Below are 26,175 nucleotides of genomic sequence, written 5' to 3'. Positions count from 1 at the left end.
CGTGATGCGATCACGGCGCGGGTTTTTTCGTGGACCTTACGATTGGCCGTCATGCTCGCGAACCAACGGCGCCGGATAGTGACGATGCCGCCGCGCGCTCGGTATACTGCCCCGGCCGCAATGTGCCGCCGTGCGATACGAACGACGCGCGCATCGCGGCTTCGTCGCGAAGCATCGCGCTGCCCGTCAGTGCAGCGCGCTTCGCCCGCGCCTCTCCTTCCCATGCACGACCGGGAACGCCGACGATCGGATCCATGAAAAGACTTTTCCTGCTTGCCCCTGCTGTCGCCCTCACCGCCACTCTCGCTGCCTGCGGTTCCGCCAGCGGCCCCGCGCGCGATGCATCGGTGCCCCTGGTGTACGTGTCGTCGTCGCGTCCGCCCGCGGCGATTGCCGCGTGTCTCGAAGACCGTCTCGCGCGCGTGCGTACCTCGCACGCCGGCGCCGCGACCGAACTCGCGGTCGGCGCCGATGGACGCAACTCGTACTTCATCACACTGACGCCGCTCAACGGCAGCACCGTGATCAAGGTCATGCGTCCGGCCAATGCGCCCGACGATCCGCCCGAAGAGGAAATGCGCTTCGACATCGCGCGCTGCGCGTCGTAAGCCGTTTCGTCAGCACCGAGCCGACGCGCGATTTTTATCTCGCGTCGGCTATTTTTTTGTTCGCGCATCTGCGAACATAGCCGCCCTCTGATTTTCGGGCGGCGCTCGTGCCGCAAGCTTCAATGGCATCAAGCAAAGCCCATCAAGCGACCGGCTTCGCGGCCGGCGTCATCGCTGCCGCAATCGTCGCGCGCTATGGCGGCGGTCCGTTTCAGCCGGGCGTGCTGCTCAGTTTTATCGCCGGCATGGCTGGCGCCACCGCGCCGGACTGGCTCGAGGTCGCATGGTGGTCGCGCTCGCGGCGCCTGTGGATCACACATCGCACATTGACGCATTGGGGTATCGGCTGGCTCGCGTTGCTCGCGGTGTCGTACCACCTGCTCGGCCATTCGATTTATGCGGCGCCGGCGTTCGGCTTCGCATGCGGCGGACTGATGCATCTGTTCGCGGACTGGCCGAATCCGCTCGGCGTGCCGTGGATCGCCGGGCGTCACTCGCTGAATTTGTGGAATAGCGGCAACTGCGATCTGATCGTCGTCGCGGCGTCGTGGGCGGCCGCGTGGTTTATCGGCCAGCATGTGTGGCTGCACGACGCGTATGGCTTGCCGTGGTTACGGCATTTGTGCGCTGGATGACGCGTGCCCGGAATGCAGCCCCGGGCAGCCCCTTGCAATTGAAACTTCGCTGCCGGCTTTAGCGCGGCGTCAATGCCGGCCGTCGTGATCGCGCTCGCCCTCGCGGACCTTGCCTTGCGACACGCTGCTGCCCGGCGGCACGCTATGCGTGAGCCACACATTGCCGCCGATCACCGAACCGCGCCCGATCGTCACGCGTCCGAGAATCGTCGCGCCCGCGTAGATCACCACATCGTCCTCGACGATCGGATGGCGCGCATTGCCCTTGATCAGCGTGCCGTCCTCGTCGGCCGCGAAGCTCTTCGCGCCCAGCGTCACCGCCTGATACACCCGCACCCGCTCGCCGATGATCGCGGTCTCGCCGATCACGACGCCGGTGCCGTGGTCGATAAAAAAGCTCGGCCCGATCGTCGCGCCCGGATGAATGTCGATCCCGGTGGCCGAGTGCGCGATCTCATTGATAAAGCGCGCGAGCAGCGGCACGCCGAGACGATGCAGCGCATGCGCGATCCGGTGATGGGTCATCGCGCCCACGCCCGGATAGCACAGCAGAATTTCGGTGATGTGCTGCGCGGCCGGGTCGCCGGTGAACGCCGCCTGAATATCGCTGACGAGCAGCGCGCGAATGCCCGGCAGTTGCGTCGCGAATTCGCGCGCGACCGCGAACGCGCGCTCGCGCAGCTCGGCCTCCGGCGTGGTGCCGAACTCGGGCAGAAAGCGCAGCGCGCGGCGAATCTGTTCGGCCAGCAGACGTAACGTGCTTTCGAGCGTGTGGCCGACGTAGTAGTCGACGGTTTCGTCGGTCAGATCGGGCGCGCCGTAGTGGGTCGGAAACAGCGCGGCGCGCAGACCGGTCACGATATTGATCACCGCTTCGCGCGACGGCAACTCGCGAATGCCGAGCGGATGGCGCGTGCGATGCAGTTGCTCGCGCGACGCACGCAGGTCGGCGACGATCTGTTCAAGACCCCAGTTCTGGGAAGGCACGTTGGGCATGGGGAAGGCGCCGTGCGGCAAGCACGGATCAAAGTGGTTATTGCGCAGAGATTACCGCGTTTTAACGGACGGGGTGCGCGATGGCGCAGTTCGACGAGACGATGGCATCGGCGCGGGAGCGCGCTGGGGAGCGGCTCTGAGCGGCGCGCGTGGCGCGAGCGGCGCACGCTGCGCGCGCCGCTCGCGCGGGTCAGATAGTCAGGCTGCTCATATCGATCCAGCGCACCGCCCAGTCACGCGCATGGGCGATCGCCGCCGCTTCGTCGGAGAAGCGCAACTCGGTGGGAAAGAACCGGTTGGCCACCAGTTCGCCGTCGCTCGAGCGCGAGATCACCACATACGGTTGCCAGGAGCCGTCGCCCGCGCGCGCCGGTTCGCAATTCAACAGATAGCCGCGATGTGTAAATGCAGCATCGAAGTGCATGAGTCACCCGCCCCTGAAGCCCCGTAACATATTTTCGGTCGCGCGGCCCTGTGTATTTGTTCATTATTTCCGATCCCGACATAACCTCAACCGCATGTCGTCAATTTAACCGCGCATCGCTTGCCGGAGTAAGATCATACTCTGTAGAAAATACGCGTCCATTAAAAAAATCGAAAAGAATCGCGGACGTCATCGCCACTCGATCAACCGACAAATGCGCGCCGCGATCAAGCGCGCGGCAGGCGTCGCGCAAGTGCCGCGCACTGGGGCGCCGTGAAGTTCGGAACGGCTTTTGCTGGGTCTTTCAACGATGTCTTCTTCAGGAGAATGCACGATGAACAGCGCGATTACGAAGCCAGAGAACGCCGGCACCAAACCCGACGCGAAGGATCCGAAGAGCACGGATATGCACAACGACCGCACGCACGACAGCACGGTCGATACCGACGGCAAGAACCACGAAGCCGCGCGGATCGCGGGCCACAGCGCGATTTCGCCCGACGAGATCACGACCAGCAATGCGACGCTCGACAACAGCGTGCCCGAAGCACTCGACGGAATGGCCGGCTTCGACAGCCGGATCGGCGGCAATCATCTACTGCTCGCTCTCGAGCCGGGCTATGCGGTGATCGACAAAGGCATGGTCGAACCGCTGGGCGCTTATTCCGCCGACCATCAGTACAACGACCCACGTCCGGTCGGCCAGCGCCAGGATCGCGGCCGCATTCATTACGCGCTCAATCATTTGCGCCCCGCGCGCGTGATCGAAATACAGCGGCTGAAATAAAGGTAAGCGGATAACGCGGTCCCGCTCGCCGCGCGTTTTAATTACCGGTTTTATTCCGTTTAATCAGTAAATAATGGAGCACGCGCCGTTTCACTCGCGGCGCGTGCTTTGCCTCATTTGATGTTTTGCGAATTCGACGCGCGCCGAGCCGGCTTTAGTGAATCTCCGGCTCGCCGGTGGAACGCGGGTTCGCCCCGCCCGCCGTCGCGGCAGTGCCAGCGGCGGCCCCGCCGCGTTGCAGGAAATCGAAGTCGCAACCCTGATCGGCCTGCATCACATGCGCCTGATGCAGCGCGCCGTAGCCGCGTTCGAAGCGCGCCGCCGGTCTGACCCACGCGGCCTTGCGGCGCGCGAGTTCGTCGTCCGAGATCAGCAGGTTCAGCTTGCGTTGCGGCACGTCGAGTTCGATCAGATCGCCGCTTTGCACCAGCGCGAGCGGCCCGCCGACGAACGACTCGGGCGCCACGTGCAGCACGCACGCGCCATAACTGGTGCCGCTCATTCGCGCATCGGAAATACGCACCATGTCGCGCACGCCTTTTTGCAGCAGCTTGCGCGGAATCGGCAACTGGCCCCACTCGGGCATCCCCGCGCCGACCGGACCCGCGTGTTGCAGCACCAGCACACAGGTCTCGTCGATATCGAGCGAGTCGTCGTCGATCCGCGCGGCCATGTCGTTGTAGTCGCTAAAGACGACCGCGCGGCCGGTATGCACGAGCAGATGCGGCTCGGCCGCGCCCGGTTTGATCACCGCGCCGCCGGGCGCGAGATTGCCGCGCAGCACCGCGAGGCTGCTGTCGGCGAGCAGCGGCTTGTCGCGGCGGCGGATCACGTCGTCGTTGAAGATTTGCGCGCCGGCCAGATTCTCGCCGAGCGTGCGGCCGTTCACCGTCTTCTGCGAACCGTCGATCAACTCGCCCAACTCCGCGAGCAGCGCACGCAAGCCGCCCGCATAGAAAAAATCTTCCATCAGATAACTGCCGGTCGGGCGGATATTCGCGAGCACCGGCGTGCGGCGCGCGATCTCGTCGAAGCGATCCAGCGTCAGCTCGATGCCCGCGCGCCGCGCGAGCGCAATCATGTGCACGACCGAATTGGTCGAGCCCGACAACGCGACGCAGGTCGTCACCGCGTTATCGACCGATGCGGCGGTGATCAGGTCCGACGGCTTCAGATCCTCCCACACCATTTCGACGATGCGCCGGCCGGTTTTCGCGGCCATCTGCGCATGTCGCGAATCGACCGCCGGAATCGATGCGAAGCCGGGCAGCGTGAAGCCGAGCGCTTCGGCCGCGCTGGTCATCGTCGACGCGGTGCCCATCGTCATGCAGTGCCCCGGCGAGCGCGCGATGCCGCCCTCGACGCCCTGCCAGTCGTCCGCCGTCAGCGTGCCCGCGCGCAGCTCGGCCCAGTAGCGCCACGAGTCGGAACCGGAGCCGAGCGTCACGCCGTTCCAGTTGCCGCGCAGCATCGGGCCGGCGGGCAGAAAGATCGCCGGCAGATCCATCGAGATCGCGCCCATCAGCAGCGCGGGCGTGGTCTTGTCGCAACCGCCCATCAGCACCACGCCATCGGCCGGATACGAGCGCAGCGTTTCCTCCGCTTCCATCGCGAGGAAGTTGCGATACAGCATCGTGGTGGGCTTCTGGAACGGCTCGGACAGCGTCTGCACCGGCAGTTCGACCGGAAAGCCGCCGGCCTGCCAGATGCCGCGTTTCACTTCCTCGACACGCTGGCTGAAGTGCGTGTGGCACGGATTGATCTCGCTCCACGTATTGAGAATCGCGATGACCGGCTTGCCCGCGTATTCCTCGCGGTCGTAGCCCATCTGCGCGGTGCGCGAGCGATGGCCGAACGAACGCAGATCGTTCGCGCCATACCAGCGATGGCTGCGCAACTGCTCGGGGGTCTTTCTCTTCGTCAACGTCTACTCCACGATGCGCGCCGGACATGGTTCAGCGCCGCTGTTCTTTCACGCGCGACACGATCTGCGTCGGGCTCACGAATTGCAGTGCGATCAACACCCAGATCAGCGTGATCGCCATATAGATCATCGCCATCGCGTCGATCGATTGCGGCGCGCGTACGCCGGTTGAAAACACAGCGTAGTACAACGCGACCACCAGCGTTTGCGTCGCCGGTCCGGCGGTGAAGAAGGTCAGCTCGAACATGCCGATCGTGCGCACCAGCACCAGCAGCCCGGCCGCCAGCATACCGGGTACCAGCAGCGGCAACAGCACGTAGCGGAAATAGCGGAACGTGTTCGCGCCGAAGATGCGCGCGGCCGCTTCGAGATTCGGATCGATCTGCTCGATGAACGGCGTCATCACGAGAATCACGAACGGCAGCGCCGGCACGAGATTCGCGAGGATCACGCCCCACAGCGTGCCGGCAAGGCCGATCTTGTACATCACGGTCGCCATCGGAATGCCGTAGGTGACGGGCGGCACCATCAACGGCAACAGGAAGATCAGCATCGCCAGACGCTTGCCGGGAAACTGCACGCGCGCGAGCGCATACGCGGCCGGCACGCCGAGCAGCACCGACAGCAGCACAACCGCGCCGACCACCTGCACCGTCACCCACAGCACGCTCGCGAGCTGGAAATCGCGCCATGCCTGCGCGTACCAGTGCAGCGTGAAGCCTTGCGGCAACGCGGTGCCGAACCAGCGCGTCGCGATCGAATTGACCGCGACGGTGGCGATCAGCAGCACCACGTTGAGCAGAAAGAACACCATCACCGCCCAGACCAGCGTCTGCCACAGGCGGCCGGCGACGCTCGCGCGCTGGCGTGCATGTTGCGCGGGTTCGCGGGCGCCGTCGCCCGGTTGTGGCCCGGACGCCAGGGCGGACGCGTTCAGGTCGGCAGGCGCGCGGCGATCGGTCGTCATCAGCCTTTGCCTCCGGTCGTGGGTCCGCGATAGAACCAGCGACGCGCGCCGAGCAGCGCGGCGACCACGATCAATTGCACGAAGCCCATCACCATCGCGATCGCGGATGCGAGCGAGTAGTCATAGCTCTCGAACGCGGCCTCGGCGGCGGCAATCGACATCACCCGGGTCGGGCCGGCCGGTGCGCCGAGCAGCACCGCCGACGGAAACACCGAGAACGCCTGCACGAACGACAGGCACGCGGCCATCGTCAGTCCCGGCACCAGCAGCGGGAAATAGATGCGCCGGAACTGCTGCCACGGACTCGCGCCGAGCGTCGCGGCGGCACTGGCGAGCGTCGGGTCGATGCCGGTCACATACGACAGCGTCAGCAGAAACGCGAACGGAAAACCCGACACGATCAGCGACAGCAGCACGCCGGTGAAGTTATGCGTGAGCCGCACTTCGCGCGTGTATAGATGCAGCGCCTGCAACGCCTGCGGCAACCAGCCGTGCGGGCCGAAATAGGTGAGCATGCCGTCGGCGATCAGCACGGTGCCGAGCGTGACCGGAATCACCAGCAGCGTCGTCACGATCTTCTGATAGCGCGAGTAGCGGCGCAGCGCGAACGCGACCGGCACCGACACGCCGACGTTGATCAGCGTGGCCGGAACCGCGAGCTTCAGCGTGACGATGATGGTCGGCCACATCGACGTGTCGGTAAAGAACGTCAGATAGTTGGCCCAGACGCTGCCGCCGTTCATCGGCTGGAACGACAGCGCGAGCCCGTACGCGAACGGATAGATGAACAGCGCGACGATGAACAGCAGCGCGGGGGTGACGAGCCATGCCTTTGCGTCGCGCGGCGCACGGGCCTGCAACGGCGGCGATAGCGTCGGCGTGTTTGGCGTGTTCATGCGGCCTCGGCGTCGTAGACCAGCACGCAGGCCGGCCGCACCCGCAACGCGATGCGTTCGCCATGCGCGAATTCGCCGCTCACGCGCGCCCATATGTCGCCGAACGCGGTCTTCGCGCGCAGCAGCGAATCGTGGCCGCCGTATTCGACCGCGTCGATCAGCGCGTCGAACGCGTTGTCGGCGCCGGGCTCGGCAAGCTGCATGTCCTCGGGGCGCAGCGCGACGCTCACGCGTTTGCCGTTGAACGCGGCCATCGGCGTGCCGGCGAGGCGCACGCCGTCGGCAGCGACCACGACATGCTCGCCTTGCATTCCCTCGAGCGTGAACTCGGCGACATTGCGATAGCCCATGAAACGCGCGACATGCAGATTGCGCGGCCGCGTATAGACCTCTTTCGGCGTCGCGACCTGCTGCACGACACCCTCTTTCATCACGACGATGCGATCGGCCATCGACAATGCTTCGTCCTGATCGTGCGTCACGTAGAGCGTCGCGCGATCGAGCTGGGTATGAATGCGGCGAATTTCCGCGCGCATTTCGATGCGCAGCTTGGTGTCGAGATTCGACAGCGGTTCGTCCATCAGGATCAGCGGCGGTTCGATCACGATCGCGCGCGCGATCGCCACCCGCTGCTGCTGGCCGCCGGACAGTTGCCCCGGCAGTTTGTGCTCATGACCGACCAGTTGCACGAGCTGCAGCGCTTCGCGCGCGCGGCGCGCGATCTCGCTTCTGCCGACACCGCGCATCTTCAGCCCGAAGCCGACGTTCTCGAGCACGCTCATATGCGGGAACAGCGCGTAGTTCTGGAACACCATGCCGAAGCCGCGCTTTTCCGGCGGCAAGACGTCGATGCGCCGTTCGTCGAGCCAGATGCCACCGCCGGTCAGCGGCTGCAAACCGGCGATACAGTTCAGCGCGGTCGACTTGCCGCAGCCCGACGGCCCGAGCAACGCGATGAACTCGCCGCGCCGGATCGTCAGGTCGAGCCCTTGCAGCGCCGCGATCGCATGGCCCTGGGCGTTGGTGAAACTGCGGCTCACCGAGTCGAGTCGCAACTGCTCGAAGTGATGCTTCATGGCGGTTTCCTGATCCGCTTGGCGCGCGCGATACGGCAGGTGCTGCGCGAGTGACGGGCGCGTGATGCGTGTGAAGTGGCCGGCGCGCGTTGGGCGTGGTGCGAAGCGCTTGCCTGTATGCACGCACGCCGTAGCGATGACGCGGCACGCGGCAACGGGTGAAGCGGTTATCGACGCGCGACGCGGCCGGCCTCCGATCGCGTCGCGCGGCACGCGGCTCTCGCTGGACCGGCTTACTTGGTCTTCTGCGCGCCCACGTCGGTATCCCACTTCTTGAAGGCCGCGACCATCGCCGCCGCATTCAGCGGCAACGCGTGCGGATGATCGGCCAGCATCTTCGCGTACTCCGGCCGGCCGAACTTCTTTAGTACTTCCTGGCTATGCGCGGGCGCCTGCTCGACCGTCACACCCTTGATCGCCGGGCCCGGATAGAAGTAGCCGTCGTCGTAGGTGAGCGCCTGTTGCGCGGGCTCTAGCATGAAATTCATCATCTTGTAGATCACGTCGAGCTTTTCCTTCGGCACGCCCTTCGGGATCACCATGTAGTGCGCGTCGTTGACCCACGTCATGTTGTCGAACGGCTGCACGCGAAATTCCGCCGGCACGATGCCGAGCGCGCGCGGGTTGATGTCCCAGCCGGTCACCGTCACCGTCATATCGCGGGTGCCCTCGCCGAGCTCCTTCATCACCGCCGATGTGCCGCCCGGATAGTAAGGAATGCAATCGTTCAGCTGCTTGAGGAACGCCCACGTCTTGTCCCAGCCGTGCACCGGATCCTGCGGGTCCTTGTCGCCGAGGATATACGGCAGGCCCATCAGGAACGTGCGGCCCGGGCCGGAATTCGAGGGCCGCGCGTAGATCAGCTTGTCGGGATGCGCCTTGCACCACTGCAGCAGTTGCTCGGGCGTCTTCGGCGGATCGCTGACTTTGGCCGGGTTGTATTCGAGCAGCGGACCGGCCGGCATATACGCGACCTCGAGCCCGTAGCCTTGCGCAAGCTCCTGCATCTTGCGCGGACCCGGCGCGTACTTGTCGAGCACGCCGGGGAACTGCGCCGCGTTGTCGGGCAGCAGCTTCAGCCACAGGTTCTGTTCGATGCCGGCGGCGAGCGCGTCGGTGCCGGTCAGCACGAGATCGATATCGGAGCGGCCGGCGGCCTGCATCGCCTTGATCTTGCCCGGCAACTGCGGCGCCGGCGCGTTCGTGAAGGTGATGTTGCCGACCAGGTTCGGATATTTGGCTTTGAACGCCTCGAAGCCTTTTTGCGTGAGTTGCAGATCGCCGGCCACGTCGACGATGTTGATCGTGACCGGGTCGGCCGCGTGCGCGGCGGGGGTGAAGGCGGCGCTCGCCGCGATGCATACGGATACCAGCTTGAGCGACAACCTGTGCGAAACAGTCATTGCGTCTCCTCGCTTCTTGGTATGGAAGCCCGCCGGTCCGAGCACTGCGGGCGGTGTCTTTCTACCAACGCAACATAGCGAAGCGCAACAGCCGATGTCAAGCAAATAGTCGTGGCCGGCGGGGGTGCGCGAACACGACCGATTCGGTTCGGAATCCTTGCGGCTCAATGGTTTGTCCGCTGCGTCCAGGGACAAACCCGAGCATTGGAAACGCTGACAACAAACGTTGTCTGGCGAGCAGACGACTGACGGGTTGTTGGCGTCGCCCCGTCTGGTCGTCCCCGCTCAGCCGTCCTGCCTGGTCGTTCTGTTTAACCGCCGCGCACGCCCTGTGTGTTCACATAGAGCGAGTACAGCCCATGGCTCGCGGCCATGAACAGCCGGTTGCGATGCCGGCCGCCGAAGCACACGTTCGCGCAACGCTCCGGCAACGCGATATGACCGAGCGCCTCGCCCTGCGCATTGAACACGCGCACGCCGTCGAGTTCGTCGGTGCCCATGCCCCAGCCGCACCACAGATTGCCGTGCACGTCGACGCGGAAACCGTCCGGCGTGCCCGGGCCCGCGTCGATCAGCACGCGACTGTTCGACAGCGTCGCGCGTTGGCCCTTGCCATCGCCATTCACGTCGAACACGCGAATCTTGCGGGTCGGCTCGCCGCGCGATTCGACCACGTACAGCAACGCTTCGTCCGGCGAAAACGCGAGACCGTTCGGGCCGAGCACGTCGTCGGCGACCATCGACACTTCGCCCGACTGCCCGTCGATCCGATACACGCACGCGCTCAGTTCCGACTGCTGCTGCTCGCCTTCGTAGAAGCTGTCGATGCCGAAGCTCGGATCGCTGAACCAGATCGAGCCGTCCGATTTGACGACCACGTCGTTCGGCGAATTGAAGCGCTTACCCTGGTAGCGATCGGCGAGCACGGTGATCGAGCCATCGTATTCGGTGCGGGTCACGCGGCGCGTCAGGTGTTCGCAGCTCACGAGGCGCCCTTCGCGATCGCGCGTATGGCCGTTCGCATTGTTCGACGATTGCCGGAACGTGCTGACCGCACCGGTCGTTTCGTCCCAGCGCAGGATGCGGTCGTTCGGGATATCGCTCCACAGCAGGTAGCGGCCGTCGCCGAACCACACCGGCCCCTCCGACCAGCGCGCGCCCTGATACAGACATTCGACGGAGGCCGACGCCAGAATCAGCGACTTGAAGCGCGGATCGAACACGCGGATGGAGGGATCGGGATAGCGTCGGCTGTTGTCGGTCATGCGGATGTCTGAGTGTCGGAAAGGTTGGGGTGGGTGTGCGCGAACTCGCGCTCGAGGGCGAGCAGCGTGTGCGCGGCCTGCGCGATCTTCGCATGATGCTCGGCCGGCGTCGAACTGAGCAGCGGCAACAGCGGTCCGGTCTCGGCGAGACCCGCGAACGCGACGGCGTCGTGCAGCACGCGGATCAGTGAGATCTGCTCGCGGAGTGTTTCGAGCGGAAGGAACGCGTCGTATAGGCGGCGTGTGAGGTTGTGGTCGGGGTTGTGGTCGCGGTCGTGGTCGTGGTCGTGGTCGTGGTCGTTTTCGCTGCGGTAGCGGCCCTTGCCGCCACCATCGCCCACGCTGCCGCGGTGCCCGTCGACGCCAACGCTGCCTGCGTCGCTGCGATGGCCGTCGTGGCCGTCGCCGCCGTCATCGCGACCGCTCCAACCGCCACGCTCCCGCTGCACCGCCCGCAGCAACGCCATCGCCATGCGCGGCGCGATGCAGCCGGATCCGGTCGTCCACGCGGCGAGGCCGAATTCGCGCAGATGCACGAGCGCCGGCCGCTCGCCCATGCCGGACACGACCTTCGCGGCCGGCACGCAGTCCAGCAGCCGGCGCAGATAAGGATCACGCGCAGGCTCGGCGCGCGCGATCGCGTACTTGATCGCGCTCAGCGTGCCGCGCTCGACCAGCCGCGTCAGCGCATCGAGCGCCAGATAGTCTTCGCTCTTCAGATACAGCGTGAGCGGCATCCCCGCGGTGTCGGCGATCCGCGTCAGACCGGCCTCGACGCCATCGGACGTCGTGAAGCCGCCGAGCGGCAGCACCATCGCGGTCCGGTAGCGGGACTGCGCAAGGATGCGCGCCTGGTCGAGCATCTTGCCGTAATCGGGGCCGATCGCCGGAATCACCCGCGTGGCGGGACCCGCCGCGTCGGCCAGCAGATCCAGCAGGTCGCGATACTCGCTGACCGCGACGTGATAGAGGTTCGCGTTGCCGCCGTACAGCAACGTGCGCACGCCGCCCGCTTCGATATGGCGGATCAGCGCGCGATTCTGTGCGGGGTCGAGCGAATAGTCGGCGCGCCGCGCGAGCGGCGGCACGGCCATCACCGACGCGGCGAACTCGCCGTCGTTGAGCGGAGCTTCGTTCATGAAATGTCACGCGAGCGGGCACGAGCAGGAATTTGACGGTAGCATTGGACCGCAAAGTCGTCAAACAACTTCGAATAAGTCAGTCGAAAAACGGGCGTTGCGGGGGGCGGAGCATGCGGACTTCGAGTCGTAAATTATTCTTTTATAAGACAATATGGGCTGTTGGCGGTCGAACCGCCCACCGCAGCCGTTCCAGCATTTCGAGGCTTCGCACCCGCCAGCCGCCATTAACCGCGTTCCCGGATAATCGGATGAATACGATTAATTAAAAATGCATCAGGCAATAATGTTGTCAACCAGACAGATTAAAATCGCGCGTCGCGATTAAATGAGCGGTTTTTAAGCGTTGACGCACCCTGTATTGGCTTAAATTTGACGTCGTCAGGCGTAGCGTTCGCGATCCGGCAAGTGCCGGCGTCCTTCCGCAAGAGAATCCGGCGCGTTGATTTTAATTTTTAGTGATAAATTACGCGGATAAAACAGGCGGACAGAACACCTGTCCGTCAATAACGCAAATGGGCTGTTTGCGAGTCTGAGAGAGTCAAAAAATTGTCGCTACATTTTATCGAGCAGATGGCACCGCTACTGGACGCCGCCGACGAAGCGGAATGGTTCGGCGCGATCGCGGGCCTCGCCGAGACGTGGGGCTTCGACAGGATTCTGGTCGCGATGCTGCCGCGTCCCACCATGCGGCTGGAAGACGCCTACCTGCGCAGCACTTATTCGCCGGCATGGCGCCAGACATATGACGATCAGGGAATGGTCCATTTCGACCCGACGGTCGCGCATTGTCTGTCGCGTTCCGCGCCGCTGATCTGGACCCCGGAGATTTTCTCGACCACCGCGCAGCAGTCGCTGTACGAGGAAGCGCGCGGGTATGGCCTGCGCTCGGGGATCTCGCTGCCGATTCACGGACCGAATCAGGAAGCCGGCATGATGTGCTTCGTCAACGACAGCGCGCCGTCAGACAAATTCCGGCGCGACGTGAACGCCGCGTTGCCGAACCTGGTGTTGTTGCGCGACCTGGTGATCGATACCAGCCAGCGCCATCTGAATACGCACGCTCAGAGCCTGTTGCCCAAGCTCACGCCGCGCGAGCGCGAATGTCTGATGTGGACCGCACGCGGCAAATCCACCTGGGAGATCTCCCACATCCTGAACTGTTCGGAAGCCGTGGTGAACTTCCACATGAAAAACATCAGGACGAAATTCGGCGTGAATTCGCGGCGTGCGGCCGCAGTGATTGCGGCCCAGTTAGGTCTTATTGACCCGGGTTAAGCAGCGCGGCGGCGTCGCGGCTGTACATCACACGTTCGGCGCGACCCAGATCGGCGTCCGACACGGTCTTCATGAAATACAGACCCAGCAGGATCGACACCGGTGCCGGAATCTCCGCGCCCGATTCGAAACGGCTGCCGCGCGACTGGGTGACACCGAAACGGGCCCAGAAACGGCGCTGGCTTTCCTTTTTCTTCTTGCGGTAGGCAATGATCAGAACACGGTCCACTGCCGAGGAAACCTCCGCGGGACGCGCCGGGAGATGGGTCTGCGGTTGCCAGTGATTGTCAAGAAGTTCCATTTTCGAGCCCTGTAGGTTATTGGCGGATACGTGTCTGAATTCTCCTTTACGCGATAAGCATCCACACCTATCCAGGTAGGTAGGTGGCACAAAGATTCAAAGTGCATACGTTTTCCTGCGTACTGGCAACCCCAACACGTTCAGGAGAACGTCATGCAAACAACGATCCGTATTGGAATGCGGCAGGAATTCGACAACGAGCTGATCAACGAGATGTACCGCCTACGGGCCCGGGTGTTCCACGGGCGGCTTGGGTGGGAGATCCCGACCATCGCGGGGATGGAAATCGACGGCTACGATGCGCTCGGTCCGCACTACATGCTGATTCAGGATGAACAGCAGCGCGTACGGGGCTGTTGGCGACTGATGCCAACAGAAGGCCCCAACATGCTGAAAGATACCTTCCCTCAGCTGCTACATGGCGCCGCGGCGCCGTGCGGGCGTCATATCTGGGAATTGAGCCGCTGGGCGATCGAAACCGGCGGAGAAGAACAGTCGTTTGGTTTCACGGATATGACAATCCGCGCGATTCAGGAGGTCATGCGCTTCGCGCAGCGCATGAGTATCACCCATTACGTGACGGTCACCACCACGCCGATCGAGCGGATGTTGCGCCGCGCCGGCCTCGACATCAGCCGGCTGGGTGAACCGATGCGCATCGGCATCGAACGCGCGGTGGCGCTCGACGTCGCGGTGAGTGAAAAAACCCTGACCGCATTGTTCGGCCCGGTCGCCGCGGCCGCGTAAGCGCGGTCCGAACGGGTTTGAATACGGCCCGGTTGCCGCAAAAAACCGCGCTGCCTGATGCGGTCCACGGTAGCTCTGGCGGATCGCGCCCGGGCTTCCGCTAGCGGCAACCGGGCCGGGCGCGCGCAGACTCAGGAGCCGAACATCCGCTCCAGCGCATTTTCGAGATGCGCGCGCATCGCCTCCCCCGCCCCCGCCGCATCCTTGCGGCGGATCGCATCGAGCACCGCCATGTGTTCGGCCTGCACCAGCCGCTGCCGCTCGACCGTCTTCACCAGCGACAGATTGCGCGACAGATTCATGCTGAACATGATCTGCTCTTCGATAAACGACATCACCGTAATGAAAAACGGGTTCTTCGACGCGCGCGCGACCGCCAGATGGAACATGAAGTCGTCTTTCGCGCCGATCCCCTGCGTCTCGATGATGCGCTCGAGCTCCTCCCACGCATGCTGGATCGCGGCGATATCGTCGGCATCGGCCTTCAGTGCGGCTTGCGCGGCCGCGCCCGCCTCCGTCACGATCCGGAATTCATAGCAGCGGCGAATATCGGACAGGGTTTCCAGCGGCGCAAAGCGGCGCACATCCGGATCGGGCCGCCGCGCGACGGTGGTCCCCGAACCGTGCCGCGTAGTGATGATGCCGTCGGCGCGCAGCCGCGCCAGCGCCTCACGCACGGTCGGCCGCGAGGTCGCGAAACGCTCGGCCAGCGCATGCTCGGTCGGCAAGCGCTCGCCCTCCTTGTATTCGCCTTCGAGAATGCGGCTGAGAATGTCGCTGTAGATCTGGTCGGGCAAGCCCTTGGTTTTACGATCGTTCATCTGCGGACTGGGCAGCGGGTCGGAATATGGCCTGATTGTACGGTCAAGCATCGGGGCGCTTCAGCAAACTTATGCGCGCTGTATCTTGCGCGAGCGCCCATGCACTGTCGATTTTTCGTATGTTCAACGCGGATATATTTGGCAAAAGCTTGATCTATGTCTAGGTCGAGTGCATGTTTTTCGGCAATCCTCTAAAGTTCGCTGGTATAAAAGATCAATTAACCCTGCCGTGGCGAACAACGCGGCAGTCGCATTTTTCACACGCGGAGCCGATATGTACACACGCATTCTTGTAGCGGTCGACGGCAGCAATACCTCACGCCGGGCGTTCGAAGCAGCGCTCGACCTTGCCAAAACCAACGGCGCGGTACTGAGACCCTTCTACGTCGTGGAAAACACTCCGATGTACTTCGAGGCCCCCGGCTACGACCCGTCCATTCTGCGTACCCGGCTGGTCGAGGAAGGCCAGGAACTGCGCGCCGAATTCTCGAAAGCGATGGCCGACCGCGGCGTGCAAGGCGACCCGGCGGTGGCCGAAGCGTCGTCGCTCGGCGATGTGTCCGAAGTCGTGCTGAAGGCCGCGGCCGAATTCAACGCCGACCTGCTCGTCATGGGCACGCATGGCCGTCGCGGCTTCCAGCGGCTGATCCTCGGCAGCGTCGCCGAGCGCTGCGTGCGCCAGGCCACCCTGCCGGTGCTGCTGATCCCGTCAGCCGCGGGCACGGACAAAGAACCCAGCTGATTTTTTCGATGCAAGGGGCGGCGCGCCATGCATCGCCCCGCCGGATCGAGCCGCTCCAACGGTCGAGGCACGCCGTCGCACCATCCAGTGGCTCCCACCCCACTCCCGCCAGAGCACGCTTCGTCGCTCAGGACCACTGAGCAGACAGACGCGTCACTTTGCCACCAATGGCGCGTCTTAGCGGGTGGGACAATTCACCACTACTACGATACGCGCGCAGACCATGTTGACCCCAACCCCGACCCGCCGAGCCCGTTCAACCCCCTCCACCCGCAGCACCAAGCGCCCCGCCGTCAAGTCGCCTTCGCATAGCGCCCGCGCCGAGCCGTCCGTCGCAACGCCGCGCCCGCCTACCCGTACCGAAGCCCGCTGCTCGAGTTGTTCGATGCGTCAGCTGTGCATGCCGCAGGGCCTGTCGGCGTCCGAACTATCGAGACTCGAAACCCTGATCTGCAGCGCGCGCTGTCTCGAACGCGGCCAAACGCTGTATCGCACCGGCGACCGCTTCGACAACATCTACGCGGTCCGCTCCGGCTCGCTGAAAACGGTGATGCTGCACCGCGCCGGCCGCGAGCAGGTCACCGGACTGAAACTCGCGGGCGAAGCGCTCGGTCTCGACGGCATCAGTACCGGCGCGTATGCATGCAGCGCGGTCGCGCTCGAGGACAGCACCGTCTGCATCGTCCCGTATCGGGCGCTGAGGTCGCTGTGCCGCGAAAGCGGGCCGATGCAGGACCGCATGCACAAGCTGCTCGGCGCCCATATCGTCAGCGAGGCCGCGCAGATGATGGTGCTCGGCTCGCTGTCCGCCGACGAGCGCGTCGCCGCGTTCCTGCTCGACGTGTCGCAGCGCAATGCGCAGCGCGGCTACTCGGTCTCGGAATTCAATCTGCGCATGACCCGGGAAGAGATGGGCAGCTACCTCGGCATGACGCTCGAAACCGTCAGTCGCGCCCTGTCAAAATTTCAAAAGAGCGGATTGATCGACACCCAGGGCAAGCTCATCCATATCGTCGATCTGGAACGGCTGCAGCAGATCTGACGCCCCCCGATCGAACTGGACGCGCCGCCTGGCGCGCCCCATGCGCTCCTCCATCTGATTGAACCGGCTGGTCCGCCGGTTCCGCCCGGCCACCGCGCCGGCGCTCATTTCGCCTTGGCATGGCCCCTGCGAGCGGGTACAGTCTTCAGACCGTCCCCCGCAAGGAGACCCGGCGAAATGAATCGCGACCCCGCCCCGCATCACCCGCTCGTGCAGCGCCTGATCGATGCGCGTCAAGTCACCGACGCCCTGTTTGCGATCGTCAAACCCGACTATCTGTATGAAAGGCCGATCCGCGAGCGTCACCGGATCGTGTTCTATATCGGTCATCTCGAAGCGTTCGATCGCAATCTGCTCGACCAGCGCCTGTTCGAGCTGCCGGCCTTCTCGCCGCAACTCGACCAGCTGTTCGCATTCGGCATCGACCCGGTGGGCGGCGGTTTTCCGACCGATCAACCCGCCGACTGGCCGTCGCTAGAAGCAGTGCGTGAATATGGGGCGCGCGCACGTCGGCAGATCGATGCAGCGCTCGCCGGACTCGGCGATCCGACGCGCAACGAAGTGGCCGCGCAACTGCTGAACGTCGCGATCGAGCATCGCTTGATGCATGCGGAAACCCTTGCGTACATGCTTCATCAGTTGCCGCTCGAACAGAAGGACACCGCGTTGCGCGAGCCGGTGCTCACGCAGGCCGGGCGGCGCGACGCGTTGGCGTCGATGGTCAGCGTGCCCGGCGGGTCGTGCGTACTCGGCATGCCGCGCGAAGCGGGTCGTTTCGGTTGGGACAACGAGTTCGGCGAAATGCGCGTGGAAGTGCCCGGGTTCGATATCGATCGCCATATGGTGACGAACGGTGCGTTCGTCGACTTTATCGACGCGGGCGGTTATCGCGAGCAGAAATGGTGGTCGCCGCGAGATTGGGCGTGGAAGGAAGCGGAGCGCATCGCGCATCCGGCCGGCTGGTCGCAACGCGCGGCGCCGGACGGCGCCAGTCAGTGGACGCTGCGCACGATGTTCGCCGAAGTACCGCTGCCGCTCGACTGGCCGGTCTATGTGAGCCACGCCGAGGCGAGCGCGTACGCGCGCTGGGCCGGCAAGGCGCTGCCGACCGAAGCGCAATGGCAGCGCGCGGCGCAAGGCACGCCGCACGCGAGCGCGGGTAATTTCGATTTCCGCAGTTGGGATCCGCAGCCGGTGGACGCGCATCCGGACAACGTCAGCGCGTTCGGCGTGCAAGGCCAGTTCGGCAATGGCTGGGAATGGACCTCGACGCTATTCGAAGCACTGCCAGGCTTCGAGGCATTTCCGTTTTATCCCGGTTACTCGGCCAATTTTTTCGACGGCCAGCATTACGTGCTGAAGGGCGGCTCCGCGCGTACCGCGCAATGCATGTTGCGGCCGGAATTTCGCAACTGGTTTCAGCCGCATTATCAATACGTTTATGCGGGGTTTCGCTGCGTGCGGGCCTAGTGCGCAATACGGAGGCGGAAGCGGTCCGCCCCGACGCGCGTCGTCAGAACTTATGACGTATTGCCGCGCGAACCACCAGTTGATTGCGATTCGACGAAAAACATCGGCTGTATACCCGGCACATACGCGAAATCGCGCACCGTTTTGAGTCTTGTCGCTGCCCGCGTGTTCGTATCCGCATCGGCAAAACCGCTGCATTCCACCACTACTAGTAGAACGAAAAGCCGCTACCCGCTAGCTAGCCCGCAACGGTAATCCCGGCGTCGAGCCAGCCCTGCATCATGACGCCGGCCTCTTCGGCGAGCCAGTTGCGGAACTGCAGATACTCGGTCCGCGGCCGTGCTTTCCGATGCGTAATCAGATAGTGATGGCGATCCTTAAAGACCAGCGCATCCGGAACCGGCCGCATCAGACGCCCTTGCTCGATCTGCTGATGAACCAGATGGTGCCAGCCGAGCAGCGTGCCTTCGCCGGCTTCAGCCTGGGCGACCAGCAACCGATAGTCGTTGCTCTCCAGATGCCGGTTCTCAGCCGGGATGTCGGTGCCGTCTCCCTGCTGAAACCAGTTTCGCCACACCCGCCAATCCACATGCTCGCAAATCTGCGCGCGCCCGAGCAGCGACAGATTCAACGTGGGTTGCGTCAGCAGATCGAGCGGCTTGAGCCTCTTGCCGCGGAAATGCCGCTCGTGAAATGCAGGACTGCAGACCGGATAGACGACATCATGAAACAACGGCTCCACCTCGTATTCCGGCTCGCGCGGCGGGTTCTTCGTGATGATGATGTCGGGCTCCATCAGTTCGTCCAGTTCCATGAAATGCTCGGTGGCCATTACATGTAAGCGGATTTCCGGATATTGCTCGCGAAAAGACGGCAGTCGCGACGATAACCACAGCGCCGAAAACGTGTGCGACACGCAGATGGTCAACGCCTGCCGGTCGGTACGCCGCACCGCCTCCGCCGCTTCGGCGATGTTCATGATCGACAGGTACGACGCGTTGTACAGAATCCGGCCGGCATCGGTCAGCGCAATATGCCGGCCGGTGCGCTCGAATAGCGGAACGTCGAGCGAATCCTCGAGTTCTTTTATTTGTCTGCTGATCGCGGCCTGCGTCACGCACAACACTTCCGCCGCCTGAGTAAAGCTCTCGTATCTCGCCGCGGTGACGAAGCATCGGAGTGCCCGCAGCGACGGCATCTGGGCGAGGAGTCGATCTGCAAATAGCTGCTTCTTCAACATGGCTTGCGCTCTCTAACGGGGGCTCGCATCGCGCGTTGCGGGTCGCTCGGCCGGCACTTCCAGCCGCTGGTGCCCGGCAACGCTCGCGCCGCGAAACATCGAGGAATTCGAAGAATAATAGTGTGCGAGTCCGTCTGTTTGCTGGCAATCGAGGTGATCCATAATCCGGCTCGCGCAGGCGACGCAAACCCTTCTCCAAGCGCCCGCCGTGCTCACCGGCTTATGATCCGCCGACGCTCCGCGCCGGCGTCGCAACACGCGGATCGCGAACCGTCCTCCGGTCCGCGCTTTTTTCCGCTGCAAGTTCAAGCGAACTTCAACCCAGCTTCAACCAGGTCGTCTTCAGTTCACAGTACTGATCGTGGGCATAGACCGACTTGTCACGCCCGCCAAAACCGGATTGCCTGAAGCCGCCGAATGGCGTCGACAGATCGCCCTCGCCGAAGCAGTTGACCGTGACCGTCCCTGCACGAATACGCGCGGCCACTTTATGAGCGCTATTCACGTTATCCGTCCACAACGACGCGGCCAGTCCGTAGCAGGTATCGTTTGCAATCCTGATCGCGTCTTCCACGTCGTCGTATTCGATGAAGCAGACGACCGGCCCGAACACCTCTTCACGCGCAATCGCCATTTCGGGCGTCACCCGATCGAAGATAGTTGGTTCGACGAACCATCCGCCCGTGTCGGCCAGCGCCGCACGGCCCCCGCACACGAGCCGCGCGCCCTGCGCATTGGCCTGCTCGATGTGCGCGAGCACCTTTTCGTAGTGCTCCCGTTCGATCAGCGCGCCGAGCTTCACGTCAGGATCGAGCGGGTCTCCGGTCTTCCAGCCGGCCAGCACCGCCTGAAGTTTTTCGACCAGTTGCGCGCGCTGACTCGAATGAACCAGAATCCGCGAGCCGGCGCTGCAGTTCTCGCCCATGTTCCAGAACGCGGCAGCGACCGCCTGTTCGGCCACCGCGTCGAGATCCGTCACATCGGGAAGAATCACTTGCGGGTTCTTCCCGCCGCATTCGAGTACGACCCGCTTCAGATTGGTGTCCGCGGAATAATGCAGAAAGCGTTTGCCGGTAGCAGTCGAACCGGTGAACGCGATGAGGTCGACATCCGGGTGGCGGCCCAGCGCCTGTCCCGCGCTTTCGCCCAGGCCCGTGACGACACTGAACACGCCTGCGGGCACGCCCGCCTCGAAAGCCAGTTCGGCGATACGCAACGTGGACAGCGACGTCTGCTCCGCGGGTTTGACGATCACGCTGTTGCCGACCGACAAAGCCGGCCCGATCTTCCATGCGAGCATCAGCGCGGGGAAATTCCACGGCAGCACCGCGCCGACCACACCGATCGGCTCGCGCGTAATCATCCCCACCACCTCCGCGCCCGAAGGCGACAGCGCGTCGTAGCGCTTGTCGGTCACTTCGGCATGCCAACGAATGCAGGCCGCCGACTCGGGAATATCCAGCCCCATGCATTCGCTAATCGGCTTGCCGGCCTCCTGCGCTTCGAGCAGTGCCAACTCTTCGGCGTGCTCATCGATCGATTGCGCGAGACGCAGCAGCACCGCCTTCCGATGCGCGGGCGCGGCCTTCGACCATACGCCCGCCTCGAATGCGTCGCGGGCCGCCGCGACCGCGCGATCGACCTCGGCGTCATCGCACTTCGCCACCTGCGCCAGCAACTGGCCGGAGGCGGGATTGAGCGTCGCAAAGGTTTCGCCCGAGGCCGCCTGACAGCGCGCGCCGGCAATGAATGCCCGGCCGTCCAGCGACAGTTCCGCTGCTTTCTGTTTCCACTGCTGATACGTCGTCATGTTGCGTCCTCGGTTGATTAGAGTTCGGCGCCGGCCGATCTTTCCTTGGCCCAGATCGTCGCGGAAACGGCCACGTCCACGATCGGTCGCAGCGGCAGCGAGCGTGGCTGCGGCTGGTTCAGAAGCTGGCGCACCAGTTCGTTGGTCTCGCCCAGCGCGTATTCGGCGATCAGCTTGCCCGACGACGACCCTCTGCTCAGCCCCAAACCATTGCATCCAACTGCTTGCAGCAGGCCGTCGGCGCGCCGTCCGAACAGCGCGCCGTGGTTACTCGACAGACACAGCGGACCGCCCCACGTGTACTCGAACTCGACATCCGCAAGCATCGGAAAACGCCGCTCGAACGAACGTTGATGCAGCGCTTTGGCCTTGGCCAGATCGCCGGCTGAAACATGCAGTTCCGGCCGGAACGCGAAATGATTGCGAATGCAGATGCGATCCGTCGCCAGCCGGCGCACGGTCGTGCCCATCGGGTCCGCGGGAATCAGCGACCACGAGCGCGTGCCGCCCAGCCGTTCGATCTCGTCGGCGTTCATCACGCGAGTCAGCGACGCGAACGTGTAGACCGGCAGCAAACCATTCGGATGAATGCCGAAGGTCGCCGCGTACGCGTTTGTGCACAGAATCACCTGCTTCGCGGTGATCGTTCCGCCCGCGAAATGCAGGACCTTTTCGTTGCCGCCCGTTTCGACCCGGGTAACCGGGCTCGACTCGAAGACCGTCACGTTCGCGGGCTGGGTGGCCGCCAGACCGCGCATCAACGCGGCCGGTTGTACCGTGCTGCAACCGGGCGTAAACAGCGCGCCCTGATAAAAATCCGTTCCCGTCACCGCGCGAATCGCGGGGCGGTCGAGCCACTGGAATGCTTCGTCGATGCGGACCAGTCCCTGCGCAAAATGCCCAAGCGCATCAAGTCCTTTCTGATTGACCGACGCGTGGAATTTGCCGTCGTCGCGCCAGTCGCAATCGATCCCGTGCTCGCGCACGATCGAGCGCACGTAGTCGATCCCGTGACGCTGGAAGCGCACGTCGGCTTTGTCCTCCGCGACGCTGCGCGAATAGCTTTCGCTGCTGATGTCGTGCGGCAAATCGACGAAAAATCCGGAATTGCGGCCGGCCGTCGTGCGCCCGATCCGGTCCGCCTCGACTAGCGCGATCGACGCTTCCGGCGCCAGCTCGGCGAGCCGGCGCGCGGCGCACAGCCCGGTGATGCCGCCGCCGACCACCACCCAGTCATAGCGATGCTGCGCCGACACGATGTTCGCGGCCCGCGCGGGAGCGAGACTTTCCCACCAGCCGTTGACGCCGTCAGGCGCGGGAAAGCGCGCGAATTCCAGATTCGAGGCCATCTCTGTCGTTACCGGACGTTGCGAATCAGCGGCTTCACGAGTTGCGCGAACGCACCGCGTTCCTCGTCCGTCAGCGAACCGAGCGGCGCGCGCGCGACGCCCACCGGCACGCCGGCCAGCTCGCAACCGTAGCGCACGTATTGAATGAATTTGCCGCTGCGCTCGAGCAGTTCGAGCACCGGCAGCAGTTGCGCCATCAGCTTGCGGCCCAGCACGAAATCGTTGTGCTTCACGCAGGCGTCGAACAGCGCGGTGTGCGCTTCCGGCAGAAAATTCGACGCGCCGCCTACCCAGCTTTTCGCGCCCCATGCGAAAAATTCGAGCGCCTGGTCGTCCATTCCGCAACTGAGCACGAGCCGGTTCTCGTAGTGAGTGACGAGATGATGCAGACGCGCGATATCGCCGGTGCTCTCTTTCATCGCGATGAAGTTCGGGCGCTCGAGCAGCCTGGTCAGTACTTCGTCGCTAATTTCCGTGCCGGTGCGGGCGGGAAAGTTGTACAGCATGATCGGCATATCGAGTGCGTCGTCCACTTTCAGAAAATGGGCGAGCAGTTCCGGCTGGGTCGGTTGCGCATAGTACGGCGCGGCTACCAGTAGTGCCGACAGGCCCGCGCGCTTCGCCTCAACACCGAGCCGGATCACTTCCTTCGTCGTGGTCGCATTGATGCCCGCGGTCAGATAAGTTTTGCCGCCCGCCGCGTCGGCGACGGTGGCGAATGTGCGGACCCGTTCGTCGAAACTCAGCGCATAGTATTCGCCGGTGGTGCCGCCGATTCCGAGCCCCGAGACGCGGCCCGCGAGATCGGCTGCGTGCTTGCCGAGCAAAGCATGATCGATTTCGCCGTCTTCGCTAAATGGGGTGACGAGCGGAGTATGGACGCCTTCAAAGCTCATTTCGGTTGCACTCCTGATTGATAGTAAAGACGGAGCCGTAACGCTCCGCCGCATGCGCGCTCGTCAAGGCTTACGCCAATACGTCGGCATGCGAATAAATCGGAAACTGGTGGCACAGGTCGCGCACACGAGCGCGCACCGCGCGTTCGATCCGGTCGTCGCCGCCTGGGTCGCGCGCGAGTCCGGACAACACCTCGAGAATCATTGCGCCGATCTGCTCGAACTGCGCGACCCCGAAGCCGCGCGTGGTCCCGGCAGGCGTGCCGAGCCGGATACCGGACGTGACGGTCGGGCTTGCGGTATCGAATGGGATGCCGTTCTTGTTGCAGGTAATGCCCGCGCGCTCGAGTGCTTTCTCGGCCTGCGCGCCGGTGATCCGTTTGGTACGCAGATCGACGAGCAGCAGATGGTTGTCGGTGCCGCCGGTGACCAACGAAAGTCCGCCGGATTGCAGCACCTTGCCCAGCGCTTCGGCGTTGCGCAGCATCCGGTCGATGTAGTCGGCGAACTCCGGACGCAGCGCTTCGCCAAACGCCACCGCTTTACCGGCGATCACATGCATCAGCGGGCCGCCTTGCAAGCCGGGGAACACCGCCGAATCGATCCGCTTCGCGAGGTCGCCGTCGTTGGTGAGAATGAAGCCGCCGCGCGGTCCGCGCAGCGTTTTATGAGTGGTCGACGTCACCACGTCCGCGTACTTGAGCGGATTGTCGTGACGCCCGGCCGCGACGATCCCCGCGATATGCGCGATGTCGACCATCAGCAGCGCGCCGACGCTATCGGCGATCTCACGGAACGCGGCAAAGTCGAGAGCGCGCGGATAAGCCGAGTAGCCGGCGATGATGAGCTTGGGCTGATGCTCGCGCGCGAGCCGGCGCACCGCGTCGTAGTCGATCCGGCATGTCTGCGGGCTCACGCCATACTGCACCGCGTTGAACCACTTGCCGGAGAGTGCGGGACGCGCGCCGTGCGTGAGATGGCCGCCGGCATCGAGCGACATCCCCATCACCGTATCGCCGGGCTTCACGAGCGCCAGCATCACCGCGCCGTTTGCCTGCGCGCCCGAATGCGGCTGCACATTCGCATAGTCCGCGTCGAACAGCGCCTTCACGCGATCGATCGCGAGCGACTCGATCCTGTCGACGTGCTCGCAGCCGCCGTAATAACGCTTCGACGGATAGCCTTCCGCGTACTTGTTGGTCAGCACCGTCCCTTGCGCTTCGAGCACCGCGGCTGAAACGATGTTCTCGGAAGCGATCAGTTCGATCTGCGTTTGCTGCCGGCGCAGTTCGAGCTTGATCTCCGATGCAATCACCGGATCGCGGCTTTGCAGCGTGTCAGAAAAGAAGCTCGGGGTTTCGCTCACAGGTCACTCCAGGAAGTAATCGTGTCAGGCAGGCCCTACGGAATCACCGGCTCGCGCGAGCAGCGGCCCGTTGCCGCCTTCGCGAGTCCTCGCCACGCGCTTACTGCTGCAACCAGGCCTTCACCTTGTCCGGGTGCGAATCGACGAATTTCTTCGCGGCGGCCGCGTAGTCGTTCGTGCTGTTGCCTTCCAGTTCGATCGCCTCGATGTCGGCCAGCGTCAGCTTGAAATGCTTGAAGAACACATCGGCGCGCGGATATTTGCCGGCAAACTGTTTGGACGCGAATGCATGGATCTGCTCTTCACCGCCGAGCGTGCCCTTCGGATCCTTCAGATAACGCATCGGCCACTTCTGCCACAGCCAGTGCGGACTCCAAACGGTCGCGACCACCCACTGCTTCGACTGATTCGCGCGCGACACCGCGGCCAGCATGCCGGCCTCGCTCGACGACTGCAGGTTGTAGCCGTTCAGGCCGTACGCCTGCACCGCTTTCTGCGACGCCTGCATCAGGCCGGATCCCGGTCCGGTTCCCTGAATCGTGCCGTCGAGCTTGCTTTTGACCTCCGGCTTGTTGAGGTCCGCAATCGAAGACAGTTGGGACTCCGGTACATACGCCGGCACCGCCCAACCATTGCGGCCGCCCGAGTAGATGATCCCGACATCGTCGAGGTCGTTCTTATACTTGTCGTAGTACACCGCATGGGTGACCGGCAGCCAGCCACCCACCATGATATCGAGGTCGCCGCGCGCGACGCCCTGGAACTGGATGCCGATATCCGCGTTGACGAATTTGACCGGCTGATTCAGTTTGGTTTCGAGTGCGTATTTGGCGACATTGGCGGTGGCCAGCACGTCCGCCCAATCGGTAATCGCCATCTTGATCGGCTCCGCGGCCGACGCGGAGCCGACGCCGACACCCACGGCAACCACGGTCGAGACCGCCAGCTTTGCCAGCATCGATCCGAAATTATTGCTTCGCATATTAGTACTCC

The 26,175-nt window shown here is 63.9% G+C and carries 26 protein-coding genes; 8 read left to right on the top strand and 18 right to left on the bottom strand.

Going from position 1 to position 26,175, the window contains the following annotated elements; all coding sequences use genetic code 11:
- Positions 1-49 precede the first annotated feature (49 nt).
- Positions 50-256 (bottom strand): hypothetical protein, encoded by a 207-nt coding sequence (locus BTH42_RS06855; protein ID WP_075297203.1) that lies wholly within the window; start codon positions 254-256, stop codon positions 50-52.
- Between BTH42_RS06855 and BTH42_RS06850 the strand changes: the two genes are divergently transcribed.
- Positions 255-608 carry a hypothetical protein gene (locus tag BTH42_RS06850; protein WP_075297201.1) on the top strand — a complete coding sequence of 118 codons (354 nt, stop codon included), beginning with the start codon at positions 255-257 and terminating at the stop codon, positions 606-608. The two genes, BTH42_RS06855 and BTH42_RS06850, sit on opposite strands and share 2 nt — an antisense overlap.
- A gap of 122 nt (positions 609-730) precedes the next feature.
- Positions 731-1,243: a metal-dependent hydrolase gene (locus BTH42_RS06845; RefSeq protein WP_075297199.1), complete on the top strand. Its 513-nt coding sequence runs from the start codon at positions 731-733 to the stop codon at positions 1,241-1,243.
- Between the two features lie 69 nt (positions 1,244-1,312).
- Here BTH42_RS06845 and epsC read toward each other — a convergent pair whose 3' ends face one another.
- Together epsC and BTH42_RS06835 are read right to left on the bottom strand one after the other, a co-directional pair.
- Positions 1,313-2,239, bottom strand: coding sequence for a serine O-acetyltransferase EpsC (epsC, locus tag BTH42_RS06840; RefSeq protein ID WP_075297197.1), 927 nt, complete (start codon positions 2,237-2,239; stop codon positions 1,313-1,315).
- Between the two features lie 190 nt (positions 2,240-2,429).
- The gene (locus tag BTH42_RS06835; protein ID WP_075297195.1) at positions 2,430-2,663 is read right to left on the bottom strand and encodes a hypothetical protein; all 234 of its coding nucleotides are present in this window, start codon (positions 2,661-2,663) and stop codon (positions 2,430-2,432) included.
- 334 nt (positions 2,664-2,997) lie between these two features.
- Between BTH42_RS06835 and BTH42_RS06830 the strand changes: the two genes are divergently transcribed.
- On the top strand, positions 2,998-3,450 hold the full coding sequence (locus tag BTH42_RS06830) for a DUF3005 domain-containing protein (RefSeq protein ID WP_075297193.1): 453 nt from the start codon (positions 2,998-3,000) through the stop codon (positions 3,448-3,450).
- Positions 3,451-3,604: 154 nt separating this feature from the next.
- Here the strand turns inward: BTH42_RS06830 and araD are convergent, their stop codons facing one another.
- The 7 genes from araD to BTH42_RS35915 form a co-directional block, all read right to left on the bottom strand.
- Complete coding sequence (gene araD, locus BTH42_RS06825) at positions 3,605-5,374, bottom strand: L-arabinonate dehydratase (protein ID WP_075297191.1); 1,770 nt, start codon at positions 5,372-5,374, stop codon at positions 3,605-3,607.
- 31 nt (positions 5,375-5,405) lie between these two features.
- A complete protein-coding gene (locus BTH42_RS06820; RefSeq protein WP_075297189.1) occupies positions 5,406-6,341 on the bottom strand; it encodes an ABC transporter permease in 936 nt (311 codons plus the stop codon).
- Entirely contained in the window at positions 6,341-7,237 is an 897-nt protein-coding gene (locus BTH42_RS06815) for an ABC transporter permease (protein ID WP_075297187.1), read from the bottom strand. The genes BTH42_RS06820 and BTH42_RS06815 overlap by 1 nt, the downstream gene beginning before the upstream one ends.
- Positions 7,234-8,313, bottom strand: a complete 1,080-nt coding sequence (locus BTH42_RS06810) for an ABC transporter ATP-binding protein (protein ID WP_075297848.1) — start codon at positions 8,311-8,313, stop codon at positions 7,234-7,236. Before BTH42_RS06810 ends, BTH42_RS06815 begins: the two co-directional genes overlap by 4 nt.
- A 233-nt stretch (positions 8,314-8,546) precedes the next feature.
- The gene (locus tag BTH42_RS06805) at positions 8,547-9,716 is read right to left on the bottom strand and encodes an extracellular solute-binding protein (protein ID WP_075297185.1); all 1,170 of its coding nucleotides are present in this window, start codon (positions 9,714-9,716) and stop codon (positions 8,547-8,549) included.
- A gap of 311 nt (positions 9,717-10,027) precedes the next feature.
- On the bottom strand, positions 10,028-10,981 hold the full coding sequence (locus BTH42_RS06800; RefSeq protein ID WP_075297183.1) for an SMP-30/gluconolactonase/LRE family protein: 954 nt from the start codon (positions 10,979-10,981) through the stop codon (positions 10,028-10,030).
- On the bottom strand, positions 10,978-12,120 hold the full coding sequence (locus tag BTH42_RS35915; RefSeq protein ID WP_256701847.1) for a dihydrodipicolinate synthase family protein: 1,143 nt from the start codon (positions 12,118-12,120) through the stop codon (positions 10,978-10,980). The genes BTH42_RS06800 and BTH42_RS35915 overlap by 4 nt, the downstream gene beginning before the upstream one ends.
- A 573-nt stretch (positions 12,121-12,693) precedes the next feature.
- Here BTH42_RS35915 and BTH42_RS06790 point away from each other — a divergent pair.
- A complete protein-coding gene (locus BTH42_RS06790; RefSeq protein ID WP_075297181.1) occupies positions 12,694-13,398 on the top strand; it encodes a LuxR family transcriptional regulator in 705 nt (234 codons plus the stop codon).
- Here the strand turns inward: BTH42_RS06790 and BTH42_RS06785 are convergent.
- Positions 13,382-13,699: a hypothetical protein gene (locus tag BTH42_RS06785; protein WP_075297179.1), complete on the bottom strand. Its 318-nt coding sequence runs from the start codon at positions 13,697-13,699 to the stop codon at positions 13,382-13,384. The genes BTH42_RS06790 and BTH42_RS06785 overlap by 17 nt on opposite strands.
- A 153-nt stretch (positions 13,700-13,852) precedes the next feature.
- On the opposite strand from BTH42_RS06785, the gene BTH42_RS06780 reads away from it, so the two are divergent.
- Complete coding sequence (locus tag BTH42_RS06780) at positions 13,853-14,446, top strand: acyl-homoserine-lactone synthase (RefSeq protein ID WP_075297177.1); 594 nt, start codon at positions 13,853-13,855, stop codon at positions 14,444-14,446.
- Positions 14,447-14,577: 131 nt separating this feature from the next.
- Here BTH42_RS06780 and BTH42_RS06775 read toward each other — a convergent pair whose 3' ends face one another.
- Positions 14,578-15,267: a FadR/GntR family transcriptional regulator gene (locus BTH42_RS06775; protein WP_075297175.1), complete on the bottom strand. Its 690-nt coding sequence runs from the start codon at positions 15,265-15,267 to the stop codon at positions 14,578-14,580.
- Between the two features lie 274 nt (positions 15,268-15,541).
- On the opposite strand from BTH42_RS06775, the gene BTH42_RS06770 reads away from it, so the two are divergent.
- The 3 genes from BTH42_RS06770 to BTH42_RS06760 all read left to right on the top strand — a co-directional run bounded on the left by BTH42_RS06770 (position 15,542) and on the right by BTH42_RS06760 (position 18,521).
- Positions 15,542-16,009, top strand: a complete 468-nt coding sequence (locus tag BTH42_RS06770) for a universal stress protein (protein ID WP_075297173.1) — start codon at positions 15,542-15,544, stop codon at positions 16,007-16,009.
- A 385-nt stretch (positions 16,010-16,394) separates the two neighbouring features.
- A complete protein-coding gene (locus BTH42_RS06765) occupies positions 16,395-17,051 on the top strand; it encodes a helix-turn-helix domain-containing protein (RefSeq protein WP_075297171.1) in 657 nt (218 codons plus the stop codon).
- A 177-nt stretch (positions 17,052-17,228) separates the two neighbouring features.
- Positions 17,229-18,521 carry an SUMF1/EgtB/PvdO family nonheme iron enzyme gene (locus BTH42_RS06760; RefSeq protein ID WP_075297169.1) on the top strand — a complete coding sequence of 431 codons (1,293 nt, stop codon included), beginning with the start codon at positions 17,229-17,231 and terminating at the stop codon, positions 18,519-18,521.
- 238 nt (positions 18,522-18,759) lie between these two features.
- On the opposite strand, the gene BTH42_RS06755 is transcribed toward BTH42_RS06760, so the two are convergent.
- The 6 genes from BTH42_RS06755 to BTH42_RS06730 all read right to left on the bottom strand — a co-directional run bounded on the left by BTH42_RS06755 (position 18,760) and on the right by BTH42_RS06730 (position 26,164).
- A complete protein-coding gene (locus BTH42_RS06755) occupies positions 18,760-19,761 on the bottom strand; it encodes a LysR substrate-binding domain-containing protein (protein ID WP_075297167.1) in 1,002 nt (333 codons plus the stop codon).
- Between the two features lie 316 nt (positions 19,762-20,077).
- Positions 20,078-21,571 (bottom strand): aldehyde dehydrogenase, encoded by a 1,494-nt coding sequence (locus tag BTH42_RS06750; RefSeq protein WP_075297165.1) that lies wholly within the window; start codon positions 21,569-21,571, stop codon positions 20,078-20,080.
- Between the two features lie 17 nt (positions 21,572-21,588).
- On the bottom strand, positions 21,589-22,920 hold the full coding sequence (locus tag BTH42_RS06745; protein WP_075297163.1) for an FAD-binding oxidoreductase: 1,332 nt from the start codon (positions 22,918-22,920) through the stop codon (positions 21,589-21,591).
- Positions 22,921-22,928: 8 nt separating this feature from the next.
- On the bottom strand, positions 22,929-23,816 hold the full coding sequence (locus BTH42_RS06740) for a dihydrodipicolinate synthase family protein (RefSeq protein ID WP_075297161.1): 888 nt from the start codon (positions 23,814-23,816) through the stop codon (positions 22,929-22,931).
- A 70-nt stretch (positions 23,817-23,886) separates the two neighbouring features.
- Complete coding sequence (gene glyA / locus BTH42_RS06735; RefSeq protein ID WP_075297159.1) at positions 23,887-25,182, bottom strand: serine hydroxymethyltransferase; 1,296 nt, start codon at positions 25,180-25,182, stop codon at positions 23,887-23,889.
- 100 nt (positions 25,183-25,282) lie between these two features.
- On the bottom strand, positions 25,283-26,164 hold the full coding sequence (locus BTH42_RS06730) for a glycine betaine ABC transporter substrate-binding protein (protein ID WP_075297157.1): 882 nt from the start codon (positions 26,162-26,164) through the stop codon (positions 25,283-25,285).
- Between the last annotated feature and the right edge of the window lie 11 nt (positions 26,165-26,175).

Origin of the sequence: Burkholderia sp. SRS-W-2-2016 (genome assembly GCF_001931485.1) — a bacterium.
In the GTDB taxonomy this organism is placed as follows: Bacteria; Pseudomonadota; Gammaproteobacteria; order Burkholderiales; family Burkholderiaceae; genus Paraburkholderia.
This window is presented reverse-complemented; position numbering and strand designations above follow the sequence as displayed.

Coding starts and splice junctions, on each gene's coding strand:
- BTH42_RS06850 (WP_075297201.1), top strand. CDS start 255: ATGAAAAGACTTTTCCTGCTTGCCCCTGCTGTCGCCCTCACCGCCACT.
- BTH42_RS06855 (WP_075297203.1), bottom strand. CDS start 256: ATGGATCCGATCGTCGGCGTTCCCGGTCGTGCATGGGAAGGAGAGGCG.
- BTH42_RS06845 (WP_075297199.1), top strand. CDS start 731: ATGGCATCAAGCAAAGCCCATCAAGCGACCGGCTTCGCGGCCGGCGTC.
- epsC (WP_075297197.1), bottom strand. CDS start 2,239: ATGCCCAACGTGCCTTCCCAGAACTGGGGTCTTGAACAGATCGTCGCC.
- BTH42_RS06835 (WP_075297195.1), bottom strand. CDS start 2,663: ATGCACTTCGATGCTGCATTTACACATCGCGGCTATCTGTTGAATTGC.
- BTH42_RS06830 (WP_075297193.1), top strand. CDS start 2,998: ATGAACAGCGCGATTACGAAGCCAGAGAACGCCGGCACCAAACCCGAC.
- BTH42_RS06820 (WP_075297189.1), bottom strand. CDS start 6,341: ATGACGACCGATCGCCGCGCGCCTGCCGACCTGAACGCGTCCGCCCTG.
- BTH42_RS06815 (WP_075297187.1), bottom strand. CDS start 7,237: ATGAACACGCCAAACACGCCGACGCTATCGCCGCCGTTGCAGGCCCGT.
- BTH42_RS06810 (WP_075297848.1), bottom strand. CDS start 8,313: ATGAAGCATCACTTCGAGCAGTTGCGACTCGACTCGGTGAGCCGCAGT.
- BTH42_RS06805 (WP_075297185.1), bottom strand. CDS start 9,716: ATGACTGTTTCGCACAGGTTGTCGCTCAAGCTGGTATCCGTATGCATC.
- BTH42_RS06800 (WP_075297183.1), bottom strand. CDS start 10,981: ATGACCGACAACAGCCGACGCTATCCCGATCCCTCCATCCGCGTGTTC.
- BTH42_RS35915 (WP_256701847.1), bottom strand. CDS start 12,120: ATGAACGAAGCTCCGCTCAACGACGGCGAGTTCGCCGCGTCGGTGATG.
- BTH42_RS06790 (WP_075297181.1), top strand. CDS start 12,694: ATGGCACCGCTACTGGACGCCGCCGACGAAGCGGAATGGTTCGGCGCG.
- BTH42_RS06785 (WP_075297179.1), bottom strand. CDS start 13,699: ATGGAACTTCTTGACAATCACTGGCAACCGCAGACCCATCTCCCGGCG.
- BTH42_RS06780 (WP_075297177.1), top strand. CDS start 13,853: ATGCAAACAACGATCCGTATTGGAATGCGGCAGGAATTCGACAACGAG.
- BTH42_RS06775 (WP_075297175.1), bottom strand. CDS start 15,267: ATGAACGATCGTAAAACCAAGGGCTTGCCCGACCAGATCTACAGCGAC.
- BTH42_RS06770 (WP_075297173.1), top strand. CDS start 15,542: ATGTACACACGCATTCTTGTAGCGGTCGACGGCAGCAATACCTCACGC.
- BTH42_RS06765 (WP_075297171.1), top strand. CDS start 16,395: ATGCGTCAGCTGTGCATGCCGCAGGGCCTGTCGGCGTCCGAACTATCG.
- BTH42_RS06760 (WP_075297169.1), top strand. CDS start 17,229: ATGAATCGCGACCCCGCCCCGCATCACCCGCTCGTGCAGCGCCTGATC.
- BTH42_RS06755 (WP_075297167.1), bottom strand. CDS start 19,761: ATGTTGAAGAAGCAGCTATTTGCAGATCGACTCCTCGCCCAGATGCCG.
- BTH42_RS06750 (WP_075297165.1), bottom strand. CDS start 21,571: ATGACGACGTATCAGCAGTGGAAACAGAAAGCAGCGGAACTGTCGCTG.
- BTH42_RS06745 (WP_075297163.1), bottom strand. CDS start 22,920: ATGGCCTCGAATCTGGAATTCGCGCGCTTTCCCGCGCCTGACGGCGTC.
- BTH42_RS06740 (WP_075297161.1), bottom strand. CDS start 23,816: ATGAGCTTTGAAGGCGTCCATACTCCGCTCGTCACCCCATTTAGCGAA.
- BTH42_RS06730 (WP_075297157.1), bottom strand. CDS start 26,164: ATGCGAAGCAATAATTTCGGATCGATGCTGGCAAAGCTGGCGGTCTCG.